Genomic DNA, 19,244 nt, shown 5'->3' on the forward strand with positions numbered 1-19,244 from the left:
CCTCTTGTTTTTATTGTTGAGGCGCAGGCAGTCGCTGACGGGCGGCCGGTGGTGAGCCGGTCGGCCTGTCAGCGGTATGACATGTGACGCTATTGGCGCGCGAGGTTCAGTTGGTCCGCGCGCCCTGGTTGATCCACGCGCCGATCAGATCGCGTTCCTGCTGGGTCATCTGGGTGATGTTGCCCAATGGCATGATCTGGCTGGTGACGGCCTGGGCCTGGATGCGCGCGGCCTGTTGCTGGATCTGCTGCGGGGTGTCGAACATCACTCCACCTGGCGCGGCGCTGAACAACGGGCTGGTGGGCTTGGCCGAATGGCAGACCGAGCAGCGTTCCTGGATCACGCTGTGGACCTTCTCGAACGAAGGGCCCTGGGCGTTGGCGGCCTGGGTGGGCGCCGCTGTCGGTGCGGCGGGGGCCGGCGCCGGTTTCGCGCCACCCCCCACTGCCGTTTCCGGCAACGGTTGGTACTCGATCACGCCGGCTGCCTTGGCCACCTCCGGTGTGGTGGGCATGGGCTTGGGCCCTGTGACATACGCCAGGCAGATCATCGCCAGGGCACCGACCGGCAGCGTCCAGGCAAACCGGTTGCTGTCATGGCGCGTGTTGAAGTAGTGGCGCACCAGCACCGCCGCCACGGCGATCCCGGCCAGGATCAGCCAGTTGTACTGGCTGCCGTAGGTGCTCGGGAAATGGTTGCTGATCATGATGAACAGCACTGGCAGGGTGAAGTAGTTGTTGTGGCGCGAACGCAACAAACCCTTGGCCGGCAGTGCAGGATCGGGCGTGCGATTCTCGGCGATGGCCGCCACCAGCGCACGCTGGGCCGGCATGATGATGCGGAACACGTTGCCGACCATGATCGTCCCGATGACCGCCCCGACGTGCAGGTAGGCGCCGCGACCGCTGAACACCTTGCTGAACCCGTAGGCCGCGGCGATCAACAGTACGAACAGGATCACGCCGAGCAGGGCAGGGCGCTTGCCCAGGGCTGAGTCGCAAAGAAAGGAATAGACGAACCAGCCGACGAGCAACGAACCGAGGCCCAGGGCGACGCCTTCGGGACCACTCAGGCTGCTGCCGGGAGCCAGCAGGTAGACGGTCGGGTTCCAATAGAACACCACGCACAACAGCGCGATGCCCGACATCCAGGTGAAGTAGGCTTCCCACTTGAACCAGTGCAGGTTGTCCGGCATGGACGGTGGCGCGAGTTTGTATTTTTCCAGGTGGTAGATGCCGCCGCCGTGGATGGCCCACAGGTCGCCGGCCAGGCCGCTCTTGGGGTTGACGCGATTGAGGTTGTTTTCCAGCCAGACGAAGTAGAACGACGCGCCGATCCAGGCCACGCCAGTGATCATGTGAACCCAGCGTACGCTCAGGTTCAGCCATTCCAGCATATGTGCTTCCACAGTCTTTACCTCTCGCCCGTCACGCTTGTTTTCGCGTGATCGGACCTTCTCTTATTGGTGGGGGGCGAGGATCAATAACTCATCCTCTTTGAAAAAATGCTCATCGCAGTTATTGCCTGTGCCACTGCGATCAACCACCAGGAAGTCATCCCGCTTTTCGATCGTCAGCACCGGGTGGTGCCAGACGCCGCGATGGTAATTAATGCCCTGCCTGCCGTTGGTGACGAAGGCGCGGACCAAACCTGATACAGGTGCATCGCCAAGTGGCGCGACCACGATCAGAAAGGGGTTGCCGAGCAGCGGAATGAAGGCCTGGCTGCCCAGCGGATGGCGCTCCAGCATGCGTACGGTCAGCGGCATGTCCAGCGCGTCGGCGCGGAAAATGCTGATGATCGCCTTGTCGTCCGGCGTGGCGGTTTCCACCGTCGCCAGGCGATGGAAGCGCATGGTCGAACCGTTGTTGATCATGAAGTGATCGCTGCCGTCGGTTTCGATCACGTCACCGAACGGGGCGAAGGCTTCTTTGGTCAACGGTTCGATCTTGAGTGTGCGCATGCTGGTCTTCTTATCCAAAAATTCTGTGTTGTTTGTTCTGGCGCCTTCGCGAGCAAGCCCGCTCCCACATTTGGAATGCATTCCCCTGTGGGAGCGGGCTTGCTCGCGAAGGGCGCGCCGCTTACTTCGCTACCTTGCCAAGCACCCGCAGGCGACTCACGCCACCATCCGGGAACACGTTCAGGCGGATGTGGGTGATCGGCCCCAGGGCCTTGATCTGCTCGGCGAAGGTATGTTCGGCGTGCATTTCCAGTTTCTGGCTGGGCAGCAGCTCGCGCCAGAACAGCGACTGGGTTTCGATCTGGCTGTCGGTGCCGCCCTTGACGAACGCGCCCTGGATCGAGCAGCTGTCGGGGTAGTTGCCCTTGAAGTGCAGGGTGTCGACGATGACTTTCTCGACTTCGCCGGCATGGCCCAGGGCGATGATGACCCAGTCATTGCCCGGGGTACGACGACGGGCGGTTTCCCAGCCGTCGCCCATGTTCACGCCACGACCCGGGTTGAGAATGTTGCTCATGCGGCCGAAGTGTTCGTCGGAACAGGCCAGGGCACGGCCACCATTGAGGGCTGCGGCCAGGTCGAGCTGTTCGTTGTCGCCCACGGCCGACCAGTCGCGGTACGGAATGCCGTAGACCCGCAACCGGGCCACGCCGCCATCGGGGTAGATATTGAAACGCAGGTGGCTGAAGGCCTGGTCGTTGTTGATTTCGTGATAGTGGTGGCTGTTGCCTTGCAACTCGACGGCCGACAGCACTTCAGTCCACTGGGTGTTTTCGTCTGGCTCGCCTTCTGTCAGGAAGCAGGCTTCCAGGGAGGCCGACGGTGGGTAGTTACCGGTGAAGAATGAGGTGTCGATGTCCACGCCTTTGATCGAGCCGGCCACACCCAGGCGGATCACCGCGCTGTCGTAGCCTTCGAAGCGCTTGCGCCGCGATTCCCAGCCGTCCATCCACTTGCCGTTGTCATCGAACACGCCCTCCTTCCATACGGCTGGGGTCGGTTGGAACAAACGGTTGGCGTCGGCGAACCAGTCATCGGTGACCGAAATGATCTTGGTGCCGAGGCGGGCGTCGGCCAGGTTGACGAACTTCTCGAAAGGTACGGCGTAAGCTTTCATTCTTCTTGTCTGCCTTTAAATAGGTTGGCTGGGGATGCTTGCAGGACCTGGGGTAGCAGGGCTGCTCGCTAAAGGGTCAGTAATCGGAACAACGCGATCTTGTTGATCTCTGCCAGCGCGCATTTGAATTCGGTGTCTACCGAGTGATGGATGCGCGTTTCGAACGCCGAGAGGATCTGATGCCGGTTGCTGCCTTTTACCGCCATGATGAAGGGAAACTTGAACTTGGCCTTGTAGGCGTCGTTCAGCTCGGTGAAGCGCTGAAACTCATCGCTCGAGCATTGGTGAATACCGGCGCCGGCCTGTTCGTTCGTGCTGGCTTCGGTCAGTTGGCCCTGGACGGCGGCTTTACCGGCCAGGTCCGGGTGAGCGTTGATCAGCGCCAGTTGGCTGGCGTGATCGGCACTCAACAGGATGTCGCTCATGCGCTGGTGCAGGGTCTCGATCTCGTCGATCGAGACATCCCGGCCCAGGTCAAAGGCCTTTTCGGCGACCCATGGCGAATGTTCGTAGATATCAGCGAAGGCTTTGACGAACGCTTCGCGGCTCAAGGTCGAGGGCTTGAGGGTTTGGAAGGCGGTCATTTCGAAGCCTCCGGATACGGATGGGTTTGCTGCCAGTGGCGAGCGATGTCGACGCGACGGCTGAACCAGACGTGTTCATGGCCCTTGGCATATTCAAGGAAGCGCTTGAGTGAGGCCAGGCGGGCAGGGCGGCCGATCAACCGGCAGTGCAGCCCAATGGAGAGCATCTTCGGCGCCTCGGCGCCTTCGGCATACAGCACGTCGAAGGCGTCCTTGAGGTATTGGAAGAAATCGTCGCCCTTGTTGAAACCCTGCACTTGGGTGAAGCGCATGTCGTTGGTGTCGAGGGTGTAGGGGATCACCAGGTGCGGCTTGCCGTTGGGTGTGTTCGGTTCCCAGTAGGGCAGGTCGTCGTCGTAGGTGTCGCTGTCATAGAGAAAACCGCCTTCCTCCATGACCAGCCGGCGGGTATTGGGGCCGGTGCGACCGGTGTACCAACCCAGCGGACGCTCGCCAGTGATTTCGGTGAGGATGCGGATCGCTTCGAGCATGTGCTCGCGCTCCTGGGCCTCATCCATGTATTGGTAGTCGATCCAGCGATAGCCGTGGCTGCAGATTTCGTGACCGGCGGCAACCATGGCGCGGATCACGTCCGGATGGCGCTGGGCGGCCATGGCCACGGCGAAAATGGTCAGCGGGATATCGAATTCCTTGAACAACTTGAGGACCCGCCAGACCCCGGCGCGGCTGCCATACTCGTACAGCGATTCCATGCTCATGTTGCGCTCGCCCTGCAGCGGTTGCGCCGCGACCATCTCCGAGAGGAACGCCTCGGCTTCCTTGTCGCCATGCAGGATGTTGCGCTCGCCGCCTTCTTCGTAATTGAGCACGAAGGACAGGGCGATGCGGGCATTGCCCGGCCACTGGGGATGGGGAGGGTTACTGCCGTAACCGATCAGGTCGCGTGGGTAGTCAGCGCTCACTGCAGTTTTCCTTCTTGTTCGAACCATGTGGGTGGCGCCCTGGCGATGGATCATAGGCTGGCGTCACGACGATGGAGTGATTGTATACAACTTTATGTGCGATTTGTAAGCCTGATTTTTTGCATTTTTCACCGCTGTCCCCGGTTTGTCTACACTGCAAGAAACCTGCCCATCTGGTCAATTAATGGCTGGAAGAATGGCGTATCCGTTGGTGTGGCTTAAGATTGGGCAGAAGCCTTTGTCGGAACGCGCGTGGACTAAATATCTGTTTTTTATTGTGTACAATTTTCTTTTAAAATGTCTTAATTCGTTCATTGCCGTGGCGTTTCGTGCTCCGAAACGGTGCGGCCTGTCTTTCAACTGATTCAGGAGGCGTCGGGCCGGACTGCACAGCAGCGAGGCGCGCACAATCAATGGGACGTTTGACTACTCACGTTTTGGATGCTGCACACGGCTGCCCGGGCAGCTCGATCAAGGTCGAGTTGTACCGTGTGGAAGGTTCGCAACTGCAGCTGGTCGCCAGCGCGCTGACCAACAGCGACGGTCGCTGCGACGCACCGCTGCTGCAAGGGGATGACTACCGTTCGGGCGTCTATCAGATTCAATTCCATGCCGGCGATTACTACCGCGCCCGTGGTGTCCAGTTGTCCGCCCCGGCGTTCCTGGATGTGGTGGTGCTGCGCTTCGGCATTTCGGCCGAGCAGGATCATTACCACGTGCCGTTGCTGATTTCGCCTTACGCCTATTCAACCTATCGAGGCAGTTGACCCCCAAGCGGCTGCCTTGTCCTGGAAGCGACTGCGCATGGCGCTTCTTTGGTTTTTTGCCCGCTCACACTGCGGGCTTTTTTTTGTCCATGAAAATAGGGTGTCTGGGAGGGTGCCTTCGCGAGCAAGCCCGCTCCCACACTGGATTTTTGTCGTTCACAAAAACCTGTGGGAGCGGGCTTGCTCGCGAAGCTTTTGCTTTTTTAGCGGCTCAACAAGGACGCCGCCCCCGCACCGCCAAACAACCCGGCACTGATCCGGTTGAACCAACCCTGGCCGTTACCCGTACGCAGATACCGCGCCGCACCGTGGGCGCCGAAGCCGTAGGCCAGCTTGCACAGCAGGTCGAGTACGGTCCAGGTGGCGATCATGATCAGCAGTTGTGGCAGGAACGCTTGTTCGGCGCTCAAGAATTGCGGCAGGAAAGCGGCGAAGAACAGGATGTCTTTCGGGTTGCTGGCGCCCAACACGAACGCCCGGCCAAAGAGGGCGCGAAAGCGCGGGACGGCGGCGGCCTGAGGCACCTCGGCGCCTTGGGACGGTTGGCGTGATTGCTGCCAGCTCTGCCAGGCCAGGTAAAACAGGTACAGGGCACCGACAATTTTCAGGGCACTGAACAACTGCTCCGACGCCATCAACAACGCACCGAGCCCCAGCGCCGAGGCGCTCAGCAGGCAGATCGACGCGATCACCCCACCCAGGAATGCCGGATACGAACGGCGCAGGCCGTAGTTCAGGCTATTGCCGATCATCAACAACGACAACGGGCCGGGGATGAGGATCACCACCAAGGCGGCACCGCTGAACAACAGCCAGGTTTCCAGATTCATTGCTTTGCTCCTGATGTACAAAAGCCTCACCCAAGGGGTGAGGCGGGTGGATATGTTGTCGCTTACAAGAAGATGAACTTGGCGATGAAGATCGCGCAGAGCACCCACAGGCTGACGGAGATTTCCTTGTGTTTACCGGTGCCGGCCTTGAGCACCACATAGGTGATGAAACCCAGGGCGATACCGTCGGCGACCGAGAACGTCAGGGGCATCATGATGGCCGTGACAATGGCCGGGATGCTGTCGGTCACCTCGTCCCATTCGATGTGGGCCATGCCGCCCATCATCAGCATGGCAACGTAGATCAAGGCCCCGGCCGTGGCGTAGGCCGGGATCATCCCGGCCAGCGGTGCGAAGAACATGGCGGCAATAAATAGCACACCGACGGTCACGGCGGTAAGCCCCGTCCGGCCACCTGCCGCCACACCAGCGGCGCTTTCCACGTAGCTGGTCACCGGCGGCACGCCGACCATGGCGCCAAATACGCTGGAGGCACTGTCGGCTTTCAAGGCGCGGGACAGGTTCTCGATCTTGCCATCGGCTTTCACCAGGCCAGCGCGCTGGGCAACGCCCATCAGGGTGCCGGCGGTGTCGAACATGTGCACGAACAGGAAGGCCAGCACCACGCTGATCATGCTGACGTTGAACACACCGGCCACGTCCATCGCCATCCAGGTCGGGGCGAGGCTCGGAGGGGTCGACATGACGCCGTTGTACTGCACCAACCCCAGGCCCCAACCGGCCAGGGTCACGGCGATGATACTGATCAGGATCGCGCCGAACACGCGGTGATAACTGAGCACGGCGATCATCAGGAAGCACACCGCGGCCAGCAGCGGCCCGGGCTCACGCAACGAGCCGAGCTTGATCAGGGTGGCGGGGCTGTCGACGATGATTCCGGCGGTTTTCAGGCCGATCAGTCCGAGGAACAACCCGACCCCCGCGCCCATGGCGAACCGCAGGCTCACCGGAATGCTGTTGAGCAGCCACTCACGGACTCGTGACAGGGTCAGGACCATGAACAGCACACCGGAGATAAACACCGCGCCCAATGCGGTTTCCCAGTTGTAGCCCATGGTGCCGACCACGGTGTAGGTGAAAAAGGCGTTCAAGCCCATGCCTGGCGCCAGGCCCACTGGCCAGTTGGCGTACAGGCCCATCAGCAGGCAACCCAGGGCCGCGGCGATGCAGGTGGCGACGAATGCGGCGCCGTGATCGATGCCGGCGTCGGCCATGATGTTGGGGTTGACGAAGATGATGTAGGCCATGGTGATGAAGGTCGTCAGGCCGGCAATCAGCTCGGTCTTCACCGTGGTGCCGTGCAAGCTGAGTTTGAAGAGGCGTTCCAGCCAGCCACTGCGTAGTGGCGGCGAGAGGTCCAGCGTCTGGGCTTCGGGTTTGCGGCTTTCCACAGCGAGTACTCCTCAAGAGTCTTATTGTTATTTCCAGCACCGCACACGCCCTGGGGGTGGCTGCGATGCGCTGAGGCAGGTAAGGCTGGCGAAGTATGTTGACCTGTTGGTCAGGAACTCGCACGAAGCGAATTATGCTTTTGTATACAAATAAAGCAAATAATGTTTTCTATGTTGTCGACGAAATGTCGGGCGATAGGGGTATATCGACCTTGAGGGCGCTATCGCGAGCAAGCTTTGCTCCCACGGCGGGCGTCCACACCCTCTGTGGGAACAGTTTTGCTTCCAGCAGGTGTCCGCTGAGACCCTCTGTGGGAGCAAGGCTTGCCCGCGATGGCGATAGACCGGGCAATACACAGCTTGCAGAGGAAACTCAGTCGACAGCCACCTGACCCTTCCCCAGTGCCAGGTTCACCGCCAGCCACCCATCCACCGCCGCTTCCCCGGCCTCGGCAAACACCCGCTCCAGCAATTTCACCTGCTCACGCCGCAACGCCTGCTCGAACCGCTCGCCCTCGGCCGTCAGTTCCAGCAGCCGCTTGCGCTTGTCGGTCTCGGACGCGACGCTGTTCACCAGGTGCATTTCCATCAGCTGCCGCAACGGCATGTTCAGCGCCTGCTTGCTCACCCCAAGCAGGGCCAGCAACTCCTTCACGCTCAATGACGGGTAGCGGGCGATGAAAAAAACGATGCGCTGGTGCACCCGGCTCAAGCCGCGGCGCTCGAGCATTTCATCGGCCTTGGCGGTGAACGCCTGGTAACCGAAGAAAAACGCTTCCATGGCCATCTGTTGGGAAGTCGGGTTTTTAAGGTCAAGCATATTGACGTATCCAGAGAAGGCGGAGTAATTTCGGTCAATCAGTTTGACTCATTCCTCCCGTGCCTCGCTACAGGTGACCTCCATGGCTTTTTCCGAACGTGTCTCGCGCCTCAAAAGTTCTTTGATTCGAGAAATCCTCGCGGCGGCGCAGCGCCCTGAAGTGATGTCGTTCGCCGGCGGCCTGCCGGCCGAAGCCATGCTGCCGAAAGTGGAATGGGCGGCCATGCCGTTGTCCATGGGCCAGTACGGCATGAGCGAAGGCGAGCCCGCCCTGCGCGAAGCCCTGGCGGCCCAGGCGCGGGCGCTGGGTGTGGCCTGTGAGGCGAGTCAGGTGCTGGTGGTCAGCGGCTCGCAGCAAACCCTTGACCTGGCGGCCAAGCTGCACATCGACGTCGGCACGCAAGTGATGCTCGAAGCGCCGACGTATCTGGCGGCGTTGCAGATTTTCCAGCTGTTCGGCGCCGACTGCATCACCGTGCCCCTGGAGGCCGACGGCCCTGACCTGAAACAGCTGCGGGCCCGGCTGGAGCAGCATCGGCCGGCGTTCATCTACCTGATTCCGACGTTCCAGAACCCCTCGGCGGTGCGCTACAGCGAGGCCAAGCGCGATGCGGTGGCGGCGCTGTTGGACGAGTTTGGCGTGACCCTGATCGAGGACGAACCCTACCGCGAGCTGACGTTCGATGGCGGCAGTGCCACGCCGATTGTCAGTCGCTTGAAGAAGGCCAGTTGGATCTACACCGGCACCGTGTCGAAAACCCTGTTGCCGGGGCTACGGGTGGGCTACCTGATCGCCAGCCCGGATTTGTTCCCGCACCTGCTGCGACTCAAGCAGTCGGCGGATTTGCACACTAATCGCATCGGTCAGTGGCAGGCGCTGCAATGGATCGGCACCGAGCAGTACCGCAGCCATTTGAGTGAGTTGAGGGATTTCTATCGGGACCGTCGCGACCGCTTCCAGGCGGCGTTGCAAAAGCATTTCTCTGATATCGCGGACTGGAACGTGCCCCAGGGCGGGTTGTTTTTCTGGCTGACCCTCAGACAGCCGCTGGACACCCGCACCTTGCTCGCCGCCGCGCTGGCGGCCGACGTTGCGTTCATGCCGGGGGAGCCGTTCTTTCCGGAGCCGGACCAGCATCCGGGGCACTTGCGCTTGAACTTCAGCCACATCGACCCGGCGCGGCTGGATGAAGGGCTCAAGCGGTTGGCGGGGGTGGTGCGGGAGGCGTTGGCTGCAAAAGCAGCCTGACTTATGTGGTGACTGGACTGGCCCCATCGCGAGCAAGCTTTGCTCCCACAGGGACAGTGGTGAATACGAATCCAGTGTTCACCAAGGCCCCCTGTGGGAGCAAAGCTTGCTCGCGATGAGGCCAGTCGTCACACCAGAAAACTATCAGGCTGCCGAGAACCGCTTATCCAGATACTCAATGATCACCTTGGACTCATACATCCAGGTGGTCTCGCCATTCTCTTCAATACGCAGGCACGGCACTTTGATCCGGCCGCCTTGCTCCAGCAGCGTCTGGCGATCCTGCTCATTGTTTTTCGCATCGCGCAGAGCCACCGGCACATTGAGGCGGCGCAGGGTGCGGCGGGTCTTCACGCAGAACGGGCAGGCGTGGAACTGATACAGCGTCAGGCTGCGAGCGGCCTGCTCGACCTGCGCCTGGGCCTCGGCCGGGCGCTTTTTCTTGCCCGGGCGGGTGATGAAGTCGATGAAGATGATGAGCTGGCCCAAGCCAACTCGAAGCGCTTTGACGATCACGGTGTTAAGCCTCGCGGCGGGAAGAAGAGGGCGCGCAGCTTACCTGATTTTTCACAGGCGAAAAAAAACCGGCGATCAATGCCGGTTTTCTTCATGCGACGGATTACTTGATGAGGCTGAGGAATTCGCTGCGAGTGGCGGCGTTTTCCCGGAACTCGCCGAGCATCACCGAGGTGATCATCGAGGAATTCTGCTTTTCCACGCCGCGCATCATCATGCACATGTGCTTGGCCTCGATCACCACCGCCACGCCCAGGGCGCCGGTCACTTGCTGGACCGCATCGGCGATCTGGCGGCTGAGGTTTTCCTGGATCTGCAGGCGACGCGCATACATGTCGACGATGCGCGCGACTTTCGACAGCCCCAGCACCTTGCCGCTCGGGATGTAGGCCACGTGAGCCTTGCCGATGAAAGGCAGCAGGTGATGTTCGCACAACGAGTACAACTCGATGTCCTTGACCAGCACCATCTCGCTGTTGTCGGAGCTGAACAAGGCACCGTTGGTGACTTCTTCCAGGGTCTGTTCATAACCGCGGCAGAGGTACTGCATGGCCTTGGCAGCACGCTTGGGCGTGTCGAGCAGGCCCTCGCGGGAAACGTCCTCGCCCAGTTGGCCGAGAATCGCGGTGTAATTCTGTTCCAGAGACATGAAACTACCTGTGGGATTTTACGCAAAGGGCAAGGGTACGGTGGCGGACACGGCGCTGCAAGCTCGGCAATCGAGGGCTATTCGTCGCGACCTTCCATCATGGTGCGCTTGAGCATCACGTAGACCGCCCCGGCGCCGCCGTGTTTTGCCTGGCAGGAGGTGAAGCCCAGCACTTGCGGGTGCTGGCGCAGCCAGGTGTTGACGTGGCTCTTGATCATCGGCCGCTTGCCGTCCAGGCGCACGGCTTTGCCATGGGTGACGCGCACGCAGCGGATTTCGAACTTGGTGGCTTCGGCCAGGAATGCCCACAGGGTTTCCCGGGCCTTTTCGACGCTCATGCCGTGCAGGTCGAGGCTGCCTTCGAAGGGGATCTGGCCGACCTTCAGCTTGCGCATCTGGCTTTCCTGGACACCGTCGCGTGCCCACATCAACTCGTCTTCCGGCCCGACGTCGATCACGAACTGATCGGACAAGCCGTCCACGGTCGTGGCGTCGGTACGCACGGTGGCGGCCTGGCGCAGCTTGGCGATTTGCGCGCGATCGGCCTTGGGCTTGCCGGTCTCGGCGCGGTCGTGCTTGATCGGTTTTACGCCCTGGATCGCACTTTTGAACAGGGAAAAGTCGTCGTCTTGCATGTCAGCCTCCGCGAAGCCGGCCAGTTTACCCAACTCTGGCGGGATCAGGCGCGACAAAACGTCGGATGGCGGGTCAGTCGTGCTTTTTCATCAGGTGCGGAGCCATGGCCAGCTCCAGGGATTGGCGGGCGCGACGGCGGCAGCGGCGCCAGAGCCAAACGCCCAGCAACAGCACGAAAAGCCCGACCGCCAGGATGATTGCCGAACCCATTGGTGTGGCATTCAACTCGCCCAGTGCGGGCGGGCGGCCCAGCAGGCTGGCGGCACCGGCCATGGCCAGCAGTACACCGAGTGTTGCCAATAGCGCAGCGATCGCCGCGCCAAAACGAAACCGCCAGTTGCTCGGGCCCTTGGGCCGCAAGCGACGTGCGTCAAAACCATCGGATAACTTCATTCCGACCTTCCTCAATGGGTATCGGCCCTTCGACCGGAAGATGTTCGGGTTGTTCCTGACAGTATGGCAATTGCGGCAAATGAGAGGCTTTTGCGGATGAGCGGCGAGAGTGGCCGCTCATCAAGGCGAATCAGATGAAGTCACGGGTCAACGCCAGGGTGGCGAAGTTGTCCGCCATGATCGCCATTTCGGTCTGCTGAACGTGTTCGGCGCTGAGGACGCCGCCCTTGTACGGCAGATCGCGGGTGGCGCAGGCGTCTTCCACCAGGGTACAGCGAAAGCCCAGGTTCTTGGCGGCGCGCACGGTGGTGCTGACGCTGGAATGGCTCATGAACCCGCACACGATCAGGTCCAGGGGGCCGAAGTCTTCCAGGCGCTTTTTCAGTTCGGTGCCGTGGAACGCGCTGGGCAGCAGCTTTTCGACCACGGTTTCGTCGCCCTGGGGTTCGAGGCCGGGAATGAACTCCCCGCGCTCGCCTTGCGGATCGAACAGCCCGCCATGGGTGCCCAGGTGGCGCACATGCACGATCGGCCGAGCGGCTGCACGGGCCGCACCGAGCAATTGCTTGATGTTCGCGACGGCTGCATCCATGCCGCTCAGGGCCAGGGGGCCTGCGAGGTATTCTTTCTGGGCATCGATGATGATCAGGGTCGCTTGACTCAGATTGGCCGCTGCATAACCACGGCCGCTGAGTTGAAACATCGTTTTTGGAACGGACATTCTGGGGCTCCTTCGAGTGGGGCTTTTGCGACATTGTCCTCTGGCTGAGCGGTTCTGTGAATCGCTTCCATCGCAAGGGCCGCCGTTGCTGGCCTACAGCCTTGTCAAGATGCTCGTCTTGTTCAATAGGCGGATCAAAAAACGGATAATTCCTACGATTGGTCCGGGGTTTTTCGTTCGTCATCGGGGCGTGTTTGGGTGGGGCCGCGTTTGGCTGGTAGACTCGCCCGTCGATTTTTCTGGAGTTTGCCGCCGTGATCACTTCCCGTCTCCGTACCCTGCGCGACCATATCCGTTGGGCCGTCAGCCGTTTCCATGGGGAGGATCTGTTTTTCGGCCATGGCACCGACAATGCGTGGGATGAAGCCCGGCAACTGGTGTTGGGCGCATTGCACCTGCCATGGGAAATTGCCGACAGCTACCTGGACTGCCGCCTTGAAGACGAAGAGCTGGTTCATGTGCAGCGCCTGCTGCGTCGGCGTATCACAGAGCGGGTGCCAACCGCCTATTTGTTGGGCGAGGCCTGGTTCTGTGGGATGTCGTTCATCGTCGACGAACGCGTGCTCATTCCGCGCTCGCCCATCGGCGAGCTGATCGAAAAGCGTTTCGAGCCTTGGTTGGGCCAGGAACCCGCGCGGATTCTTGATCTGTGCACCGGTTCCGGCTGCATCGGCATTGCCTGTGCCTATGAGTTCCCGGAGGCCGAGGTGGTGCTGGCCGACCTGTCGTTCGAAGCGCTGGAAGTGGCCAACCAGAACATTGAGCGCCATGGCGTCGATGAGCGCGTGTTCACGGTCCAGGGCGATGGCTTCGAAGGTCTGCCGGGGCAACGTTTCGACTTGATCGTGTCGAACCCGCCCTACGTCGATGCGGAAGATTTCGCCGACATGCCACAGGAATACCAGCACGAGCCGGAACTGGGCCTGGCCTGTGGCGATGACGGCTTGAACCTGGTGCGCCGGATGCTGGCCGAGGCGGCCGATCATCTGACCGAGAAGGGATTGTTGATTGTCGAGGTGGGCAACAGCCAGGTGCACGTCGAGGCGCTGTACCCGGAAGTCGATTTCGCCTGGCTCGACTTCGAACGCGGCGGCCATGGCGTGTTCATGCTCAGCGCCGAACAGTGCCGTCAGCACCAGGGGTTGTTTGCTTCGCGGGTTTGATCGCTGCGACCATTTTTGTGGCGAGGGAGCTTGCTCCCGCTGGGCCTGTAGGAGCTGTGTAGGAGCTGTCGAGTGAAACGAGGCTGCGATCTTTCCCCTAACACTTGAGTCTCAAGTGAAAGATCAAGATCAAGATCAAAAGATCGCAGGCTTCGCCAGCTCCTACACCGCTATCGCGAGCAAGCTCGCTCCCACAGGGTTACTCGCACTGTTCAGTGCCGCGTCGCAATCCAGATCAGCAACCCCGCCTGGAACATGGCGAAGGCCACCAGGCAGGTGATGGTGAAGCGCAAGCCAGTGTCTTCGCGCTTGAACTTGTTGACCTTCTCTTCCTGCTGCTTGAGTTTGACTTCCTGTTCCGCCAGGTTCTGCTCGGCTTGTTGCAGCATCTGCGCCGCTTCAAGGATTTCCACGAACTGCAGCTTCTCGGTGTTCCAGTCCCCCAGCAGATCGCCAACGTGGGTTGGCTTGACGCTGCCCTTGAGGTGCTGGGCGTCGGCGTAGACCACCTCAAAGCCTTGGGCCTTGAGAAAACGGTCGCGGCGCAGGCGAGTGTCTTCGTTCAGGGCGTCCTTGTTATCCAGGTCGGTGCCGTCTACCCGGTAGGCCGACCAGCGTTTCTTGGCCCAGGTAATGCCCCGGGCTGCGAGGAAACGGCCGATGCCACGGTTAAACGGCTCGACTTGCAGGTTGTCCGGGGAAAAAAACAGGCGTTTCTCGACGTGGTCGGCCCAGACGTCCAGGTGATTCTGTTCCTTGCGCACGCGCTGGTTCGGCAACTGGATGCTCATGCGCAGCAGGCTGCGTTCCTTGCTGTGGCGCTCGGCATAGCTGAACTCGACAAACCGCAATGGCCGCGCACCGGTGGCGCGGTCGGTCTTGAGCGGCGCGAGCCGGAGCATTTTGTGATGCTCGGCATGCACGTCGGCCCACGGCAGCTCCACCGCAGACGAGGCGGGGGCTTCGGCGGCGGTGTCGGGGGAAGCTTGAGTTTCAGTCATAACGGCAAAATCCTGTCCAGGCCGGCTGGTCGGCAGCCATAGCGCTATCCGACACCGGGCTATCGGCCGTTTTTGCCAGTCCTGAAGCTAAATCGACTAAAACCGCCTAACGCGCGGCTAACGAGTCAATAAAACGCAGAATTCGCGCACCGAGCTCGGCCGCCAGGGGCAGGTTGGGATCCTTGTAGGAGGCCAGTTGCCGTTTCACGTCGTTGGGCACGATGCGCATCACGTGATTCATGCCCTCGATCAGCGCCAATTCAGCGTCGGGCTTGGCGGCTTTCAGCTGCCTGGCGTCATCGACGCTGACCTGGATATCGTTGCTGCCCTGGATAATCAAGGCCGGCATCTTCAACGCCGCGAAGGCCCGGGCCGGGTCCTGGCGGAACAACGAGATCAGGTAGGGCTGTACGCTGGGGCGGAAAATGACCTGCAGTTGTGCCGGCACGTTGTCGTCGAGTCGACCGGTCTTGAGGCTGTCGAGCAGTTCGTTGCTGCGCAACATCAGCGGCGGTGGCAGGCGGTTGCTCAGTTGTTGGCGCAGCACCTGGTCGATCGGCCGGGCACTGCCAGACAGCGAAATCACCGCCGCTGCATTGGCCTGGGGCGCGGCGAGGCTGGCGATCAACGCGCCTTCACTGTGGCCCAGCAGGATCAACGGGCCCAGTCGCGAATCGGCGGCGAGCTTGCGGCTCCAGGCCACGGCATCGGCCACATAGGCCTCGACGCTCAGGTTGCGCTCGTCCGGTGTCGCCGCGAGGCTGGCGGCCACGCCGCGTTTGTCATAGCGCACGCTGGCGATGTTGTGTTTGGCCAGGACCCAGGCCAGGCGCTTGAGGCTGTCGTTGCGCCCGCCCTCGGGGTTGTTGCCGTCGCGATCCGTAGGACCTGACCCGGAAATGATCAGGACAACCGGCACCGGTGTGTCGGACTTGGGCAGTAGCAACGAACCGAAAAGCTCACCACTGCCGGTGTCGAGGCTGATCGGGCGTTGCAGCACCGTGGCCTGGGCCAGGCTGCAAAACAGGCCGGTGAACAAGGTAAGGCTTAAGGCAAGCAGCTTTAACATCATCACGCCATTAGTTGCGAAGGTGCCGGTTGGACTGGTGGCCGCCGATAAGGTTCGAGGATGAACTACGCGGGGAGCCTGCGTATACTGGCGCGCATTACGAATCCAAGGTTGAGTCTCTCAGCGATTTCACGGAGCACCCTGCATGTCCGGCAATACCTACGGCAAGCTGTTCACTGTCACCACCGCGGGCGAAAGCCATGGCCCGGCGTTGGTCGCCATTGTCGACGGCTGCCCGCCGGGCCTGGAGATTTCCCTGGACGACCTGCAACGTGACCTGGACCGGCGCAAGCCCGGCACCAGCCGCCACACCACCCAGCGCCAGGAAGCCGATGAAGTCGAAATCCTCTCCGGCGTGTTCGAAGGGCGCACCACCGGCTGCGCCATCGGCCTGTTGATTCGCAACACCGACCAGAAGTCCAAGGACTACTCGGCCATCAAGGACCTGTTCCGCCCGGCCCACGCCGACTACACCTACCACCACAAATACGGTGAGCGCGACTACCGTGGCGGCGGTCGCAGCTCGGCGCGGGAAACCGCCATGCGCGTGGCGGCCGGGGCGATCGCCAAGAAATACCTGGCCAGCCAGGGCATCGTCATCCGTGGCTACATGAGCCAGCTGGGCCCCATCGAAATCCCGTTCAAGACCTGGGACTCGGTGGAGCAGAACGCCTTCTTCTGCCCCGACCCGGACAAGGTGCCGGAACTCGAGGCCTACATGGACCAACTGCGCCGGGACCAGGATTCGGTCGGCGCGAAGATCACCGTGGTCGCCGAAGGGGTGATGCCGGGCCTTGGCGAGCCGATCTTCGACCGCCTCGACGCCGAGCTGGCCCACGCGCTGATGAGCATCAACGCGGTGAAAGGCGTGGAGATCGGCGCCGGTTTCGCTTGTGTCGCCCAGCGCGGCACCGAGCACCGTGACGAACTGACCCCGCAAGGTTTCCTGAGCAACAATGCCGGCGGCATCCTCGGCGGCATTTCCTCGGGCCAGCCGATCGTGGCGCACCTGGCCTTGAAGCCGACGTCCAGCATCACCACGCCGGGCCGCTCCATCGACATCCATGGCAACCCGGTGGACGTCATCACCAAAGGCCGTCATGACCCGTGCGTCGGCATCCGTGCCACGCCCATCGCCGAGGCGATGATGGCGATCGTGCTGATGGATCACCTGCTGCGTCATCGAGGCCAGAACGCCGACGTTAGCGTCAGCACCCCGGTGCTGGGGCAGCTTTGATGGTTGGCCTGCCGACCGCCGTGGCCTGACGACCGTGGCGGCACTGCCGTACTGGCGGCTCTCCAGTTTCTATCTGTTCTATTTCGCGCTGCTCGGTTCGACGGCGCCGTTCCTGGCGCTGTATTTCGATCACCTGGGGTTCAACGCGGCGCGCATCGGCGAGCTGGTGGCGATTCCCATGCTGATGCGCTGCGTGGCGCCGAACATCTGGGGCTGGCTGGGGGATTACACCGGCCGGCGCCTGGCGATCGTGCGTTTCGGCGCGATCTGCACGCTGCTGGCCTTCTCGCTGATCTTCATCGATAAAAGCTACGCCTGGCTGGCGATGGTCATGGCGCTGCATGCGTTCTTCTGGCACGCGGTGTTGCCGCAGTTCGAAGTCATTACCCTGGCCCATCTGGGTGGGCAGGCCTCGCGCTACAGCCAGATCCGTCTATGGGGTTCCATCGGTTTCATCATCACCGTGGTGGTGCTCGGCCGCTTGTTCGAATGGCTGAGCCTGGACATCTACCCGGTGGCGCTGGTGTTGATCATGGCCGGCATCGTCCTCGCCAGCTTCTGGGTGCCCAACGCCCAGCCACTGCAGGGGCCGCGCATTTCGGGGGAGGGCTTCCTGCGGCAACTGCGCAACCCTGGCGTGCTGGCGTTCTATACCTGTGTGGGCCTGATGCAGGTGAGCCACGGGCCGTATTACACCTTCCTGACCTTGCACCTCGAACACCTGGGCTACAGCCGCGGGTTGATCGGCCTGCTCTGGGCCCTTGGCGTGGTGGCGGAAGTTTTGGTCTTCCTGCTGATGAGCCGGATCCTGACGCGGTTTTCCGTGCGCCGGGTGCTGCTGGCGAGCTTCCTGCTGGCGGCGTTGCGCTGGTTGTTGTTGGGTTCGCTGGCCGAGTTTCTCTGGGTATTGTTGTTCGCCCAGGTGCTGCATGCGGCGACCTTCGGCAGCTTTCACGCCGCTGCCATCCATTTCGTGCAACGCAGCTTCGGGCCTCGCCAGCAAGGCCAGGGGCAGGCGCTGTATGCGGCGTTGGCCGGCACGGGCGGGGCCTTGGGCGCGTTGTATTCCGGCTATAGCTGGAACACCTTGGGTGCCAGTTGGACGTTCAGTCTCGCCAGCCTCGCGGCTTTCGCGGCAGCCGTTATCATTGCCACACGTATGCAAGAGGACCGGCCATGAGCCTTCGAACTGTTAATTTTCTGGAGCCATTGTCATGAGCAGCCTGTCCGTCTATCACGTCTCGAGCCCTGATATTCCGAACAAGGTGTTGACCCACTTTGAGGACATTGCCGCGACGTTGGCTGAGCAAGGTATTCACTTTGCCCGTTGGGAAGCGGCGGTGAAAATCCAGCCGGGTGCCAGTGAGGAAGAGATCATTGCGGCTTACCAGGCTCAGATCGATGGGTTGATGACTGAGCGCGGTTATGTGGCGGTCGATGTCGTCAGTGTCAGCAGTGATCAGCCGGAACAGGCTGGGGAGCTCGATGAGTATCGCCATAGTCAGGATGAAGTGCGATTTTTCGTTGCTGGTCGTGGCTTGTTTAACCTGCACGTTGGGGATTATGTCTATGCGGTGCTGTGTGAACGGAGCGACTTGATAACGGTGCCTGCTGGTATGCCGCATTGGTTTGACAGGGGGGAGCGGCCGCATTTCGTTACGATTCGTTTGTCTGGTGATTTGCAGGGGTTGGTTGCTGAGGTTACGGGGGATGATATTGCTCGGCGGTTTCCTCGCCTGGAGGATTGACCGCGTTCTTGGGGTTGGTGTGTTTATCCGTTATTTCGGTAACGGCGGCTTATGGTTCCGCCCTGACGGCGGGTCACTTTTGGAAGAGCGCCAAAAGTAACCAAAAGCGCTTTGCCCCACCACTCGGTGCCTCGCTTAGGCTCGGCATGCCCTCACTCCGGCATTGCTCCGTGGGCCCGCCGCGAAGGGCCATCCATGGCCCAGCGCGGCTAACCCGGCATCCATGCCGGGTTGCCCACTGCGCAATGCCTGCGTTCGGCCAGCGTGGTTTAACGGGGCGCCCAGATCAAGATCCAAAGCAAGAGCAAGAGCAAGAGCAAGAGCAAGAGCAAGAGCAAGAGCAGGGCACAGGCCGGCATCTATGTGGCTGGGCCACCGCTATCGCGAGCAAGCTCACTCCCACAATGGGGCTGCGGTGAACACAAGACTCATGAACACCCAAATCC

At 61.4% G+C, this 19,244-nt stretch carries 21 protein-coding genes; 6 read left to right on the top strand and 15 right to left on the bottom strand.

What is annotated here, in order from left to right; translation table 11 throughout:
- Positions 1 to 106: 106 nt before the first annotated feature.
- The 5 genes from CFII68_RS04475 to puuE form a co-directional block, all read right to left on the bottom strand.
- Positions 107 to 1,408 (bottom strand): urate hydroxylase PuuD, encoded by a 1,302-nt coding sequence (locus CFII68_RS04475; protein ID WP_033062871.1) that lies wholly within the window; start codon positions 1,406 to 1,408, stop codon positions 107 to 109.
- A gap of 51 nt (positions 1,409 to 1,459) precedes the next feature.
- A complete protein-coding gene (locus CFII68_RS04470) occupies positions 1,460 to 1,963 on the bottom strand; it encodes an ureidoglycolate lyase (RefSeq protein WP_018612495.1) in 504 nt (167 codons plus the stop codon).
- A 121-nt stretch (positions 1,964 to 2,084) separates the two neighbouring features.
- The gene (alc, locus tag CFII68_RS04465; RefSeq protein WP_018612497.1) at positions 2,085 to 3,080 is read right to left on the bottom strand and encodes an allantoicase; all 996 of its coding nucleotides are present in this window, start codon (positions 3,078 to 3,080) and stop codon (positions 2,085 to 2,087) included.
- A 68-nt stretch (positions 3,081 to 3,148) separates the two neighbouring features.
- On the bottom strand, positions 3,149 to 3,664 hold the full coding sequence (gene uraD / locus CFII68_RS04460) for a 2-oxo-4-hydroxy-4-carboxy-5-ureidoimidazoline decarboxylase (protein ID WP_018612499.1): 516 nt from the start codon (positions 3,662 to 3,664) through the stop codon (positions 3,149 to 3,151).
- Positions 3,661 to 4,587 carry an allantoinase PuuE gene (puuE, locus tag CFII68_RS04455; RefSeq protein ID WP_018612501.1) on the bottom strand — a complete coding sequence of 309 codons (927 nt, stop codon included), beginning with the start codon at positions 4,585 to 4,587 and terminating at the stop codon, positions 3,661 to 3,663. Before puuE ends, uraD begins: the two co-directional genes overlap by 4 nt.
- Before the next feature lie 413 nt (positions 4,588 to 5,000).
- Here puuE and uraH point away from each other — a divergent pair, with 413 nt between their 5' ends.
- Entirely contained in the window at positions 5,001 to 5,354 is a 354-nt protein-coding gene (gene uraH / locus CFII68_RS04450; RefSeq protein WP_018612503.1) for a hydroxyisourate hydrolase, read from the top strand.
- A 203-nt stretch (positions 5,355 to 5,557) separates the two neighbouring features.
- On the opposite strand, the gene CFII68_RS04445 is transcribed toward uraH, so the two are convergent.
- From CFII68_RS04445 to CFII68_RS04435, 3 genes are all read right to left on the bottom strand, one after another.
- Positions 5,558 to 6,184 carry a LysE family translocator gene (locus CFII68_RS04445; RefSeq protein WP_018612505.1) on the bottom strand — a complete coding sequence of 209 codons (627 nt, stop codon included), beginning with the start codon at positions 6,182 to 6,184 and terminating at the stop codon, positions 5,558 to 5,560.
- A gap of 62 nt (positions 6,185 to 6,246) precedes the next feature.
- A complete protein-coding gene (locus CFII68_RS04440) occupies positions 6,247 to 7,596 on the bottom strand; it encodes an NCS2 family permease (RefSeq protein WP_018612507.1) in 1,350 nt (449 codons plus the stop codon).
- A gap of 373 nt (positions 7,597 to 7,969) precedes the next feature.
- Positions 7,970 to 8,416 carry a MarR family winged helix-turn-helix transcriptional regulator gene (locus CFII68_RS04435; RefSeq protein ID WP_018612509.1) on the bottom strand — a complete coding sequence of 149 codons (447 nt, stop codon included), beginning with the start codon at positions 8,414 to 8,416 and terminating at the stop codon, positions 7,970 to 7,972.
- Between the two features lie 82 nt (positions 8,417 to 8,498).
- Between CFII68_RS04435 and CFII68_RS04430 the strand changes: the two genes are divergently transcribed.
- Entirely contained in the window at positions 8,499 to 9,665 is a 1,167-nt protein-coding gene (locus CFII68_RS04430) for a PLP-dependent aminotransferase family protein (RefSeq protein WP_018612511.1), read from the top strand.
- A gap of 144 nt (positions 9,666 to 9,809) precedes the next feature.
- Here CFII68_RS04430 and CFII68_RS04425 read toward each other — a convergent pair whose 3' ends face one another.
- The 5 genes from CFII68_RS04425 to CFII68_RS04405 form a co-directional block, all read right to left on the bottom strand.
- Positions 9,810 to 10,181 carry a glutathione S-transferase N-terminal domain-containing protein gene (locus CFII68_RS04425; protein WP_018612513.1) on the bottom strand — a complete coding sequence of 124 codons (372 nt, stop codon included), beginning with the start codon at positions 10,179 to 10,181 and terminating at the stop codon, positions 9,810 to 9,812.
- Positions 10,182 to 10,284: 103 nt separating this feature from the next.
- Complete coding sequence (folE, locus tag CFII68_RS04420; protein WP_003204506.1) at positions 10,285 to 10,830, bottom strand: GTP cyclohydrolase I FolE; 546 nt, start codon at positions 10,828 to 10,830, stop codon at positions 10,285 to 10,287.
- A 77-nt stretch (positions 10,831 to 10,907) separates the two neighbouring features.
- On the bottom strand, positions 10,908 to 11,465 hold the full coding sequence (locus CFII68_RS04415) for a Smr/MutS family protein (protein ID WP_003204497.1): 558 nt from the start codon (positions 11,463 to 11,465) through the stop codon (positions 10,908 to 10,910).
- 73 nt (positions 11,466 to 11,538) lie between these two features.
- The gene (locus CFII68_RS04410) at positions 11,539 to 11,859 is read right to left on the bottom strand and encodes a hypothetical protein (protein WP_014339620.1); all 321 of its coding nucleotides are present in this window, start codon (positions 11,857 to 11,859) and stop codon (positions 11,539 to 11,541) included.
- 130 nt (positions 11,860 to 11,989) lie between these two features.
- Positions 11,990 to 12,580 (bottom strand): cysteine hydrolase family protein, encoded by a 591-nt coding sequence (locus tag CFII68_RS04405; RefSeq protein ID WP_018612516.1) that lies wholly within the window; start codon positions 12,578 to 12,580, stop codon positions 11,990 to 11,992.
- Between the two features lie 254 nt (positions 12,581 to 12,834).
- On the opposite strand from CFII68_RS04405, the gene prmB reads away from it, so the two are divergent.
- Positions 12,835 to 13,743: a 50S ribosomal protein L3 N(5)-glutamine methyltransferase gene (gene prmB / locus CFII68_RS04400; protein WP_018612518.1), complete on the top strand. Its 909-nt coding sequence runs from the start codon at positions 12,835 to 12,837 to the stop codon at positions 13,741 to 13,743.
- Positions 13,744 to 13,955: 212 nt separating this feature from the next.
- Here the strand turns inward: prmB and CFII68_RS04395 are convergent, their stop codons facing one another.
- On the bottom strand, positions 13,956 to 14,744 hold the full coding sequence (locus tag CFII68_RS04395) for an N-acetyltransferase (protein WP_018612519.1): 789 nt from the start codon (positions 14,742 to 14,744) through the stop codon (positions 13,956 to 13,958).
- Positions 14,745 to 14,850: 106 nt separating this feature from the next.
- Positions 14,851 to 15,816: an alpha/beta hydrolase gene (locus tag CFII68_RS04390; RefSeq protein WP_018612521.1), complete on the bottom strand. Its 966-nt coding sequence runs from the start codon at positions 15,814 to 15,816 to the stop codon at positions 14,851 to 14,853.
- Between the two features lie 142 nt (positions 15,817 to 15,958).
- On the opposite strand from CFII68_RS04390, the gene aroC reads away from it, so the two are divergent.
- The 3 genes from aroC to CFII68_RS04375 are packed head-to-tail and all read left to right on the top strand — an operon-like array spanning position 15,959 to position 18,798.
- Positions 15,959 to 17,050: a chorismate synthase gene (aroC, locus tag CFII68_RS04385; protein WP_018612523.1), complete on the top strand. Its 1,092-nt coding sequence runs from the start codon at positions 15,959 to 15,961 to the stop codon at positions 17,048 to 17,050.
- Positions 17,051 to 17,084: 34 nt separating this feature from the next.
- A complete protein-coding gene (locus CFII68_RS04380; RefSeq protein WP_018612526.1) occupies positions 17,085 to 18,230 on the top strand; it encodes an MFS transporter in 1,146 nt (381 codons plus the stop codon).
- A 34-nt stretch (positions 18,231 to 18,264) separates the two neighbouring features.
- Entirely contained in the window at positions 18,265 to 18,798 is a 534-nt protein-coding gene (locus CFII68_RS04375; RefSeq protein WP_018612533.1) for an acireductone dioxygenase ARD, read from the top strand.
- Positions 18,799 to 19,244 lie beyond the last annotated feature (446 nt).

Origin of the sequence: Pseudomonas sp. CFII68 (assembly GCF_000416195.1) — a bacterium.
GTDB classification, from domain to species: Bacteria; Pseudomonadota; Gammaproteobacteria; order Pseudomonadales; family Pseudomonadaceae; genus Aquipseudomonas; species Aquipseudomonas kilonensis.

What these genes read in the sequence shown, in the direction of transcription:
- alc (WP_018612497.1), bottom strand. Translation starts at nt 3,080, where the DNA reads ATGAAAGCTTACGCCGTACCTTTCGAGAAGTTCGTCAACCTGGCCGAC.
- CFII68_RS04445 (WP_018612505.1), bottom strand. Translation starts at nt 6,184, where the DNA reads ATGAATCTGGAAACCTGGCTGTTGTTCAGCGGTGCCGCCTTGGTGGTG.
- CFII68_RS04435 (WP_018612509.1), bottom strand. Translation starts at nt 8,416, where the DNA reads ATGCTTGACCTTAAAAACCCGACTTCCCAACAGATGGCCATGGAAGCG.
- uraD (WP_018612499.1), bottom strand. Translation starts at nt 3,664, where the DNA reads ATGACCGCCTTCCAAACCCTCAAGCCCTCGACCTTGAGCCGCGAAGCG.
- aroC (WP_018612523.1), top strand. Translation starts at nt 15,959, where the DNA reads ATGTCCGGCAATACCTACGGCAAGCTGTTCACTGTCACCACCGCGGGC.
- folE (WP_003204506.1), bottom strand. Translation starts at nt 10,830, where the DNA reads ATGTCTCTGGAACAGAATTACACCGCGATTCTCGGCCAACTGGGCGAG.
- CFII68_RS04405 (WP_018612516.1), bottom strand. Translation starts at nt 12,580, where the DNA reads ATGTCCGTTCCAAAAACGATGTTTCAACTCAGCGGCCGTGGTTATGCA.
- CFII68_RS04395 (WP_018612519.1), bottom strand. Translation starts at nt 14,744, where the DNA reads ATGACTGAAACTCAAGCTTCCCCCGACACCGCCGCCGAAGCCCCCGCC.
- CFII68_RS04415 (WP_003204497.1), bottom strand. Translation starts at nt 11,465, where the DNA reads ATGCAAGACGACGACTTTTCCCTGTTCAAAAGTGCGATCCAGGGCGTA.
- CFII68_RS04375 (WP_018612533.1), top strand. Translation starts at nt 18,265, where the DNA reads ATGAGCAGCCTGTCCGTCTATCACGTCTCGAGCCCTGATATTCCGAAC.
- CFII68_RS04410 (WP_014339620.1), bottom strand. Translation starts at nt 11,859, where the DNA reads ATGAAGTTATCCGATGGTTTTGACGCACGTCGCTTGCGGCCCAAGGGC.
- CFII68_RS04430 (WP_018612511.1), top strand. Translation starts at nt 8,499, where the DNA reads ATGGCTTTTTCCGAACGTGTCTCGCGCCTCAAAAGTTCTTTGATTCGA.
- uraH (WP_018612503.1), top strand. Translation starts at nt 5,001, where the DNA reads ATGGGACGTTTGACTACTCACGTTTTGGATGCTGCACACGGCTGCCCG.
- CFII68_RS04470 (WP_018612495.1), bottom strand. Translation starts at nt 1,963, where the DNA reads ATGCGCACACTCAAGATCGAACCGTTGACCAAAGAAGCCTTCGCCCCG.
- CFII68_RS04390 (WP_018612521.1), bottom strand. Translation starts at nt 15,816, where the DNA reads ATGATGTTAAAGCTGCTTGCCTTAAGCCTTACCTTGTTCACCGGCCTG.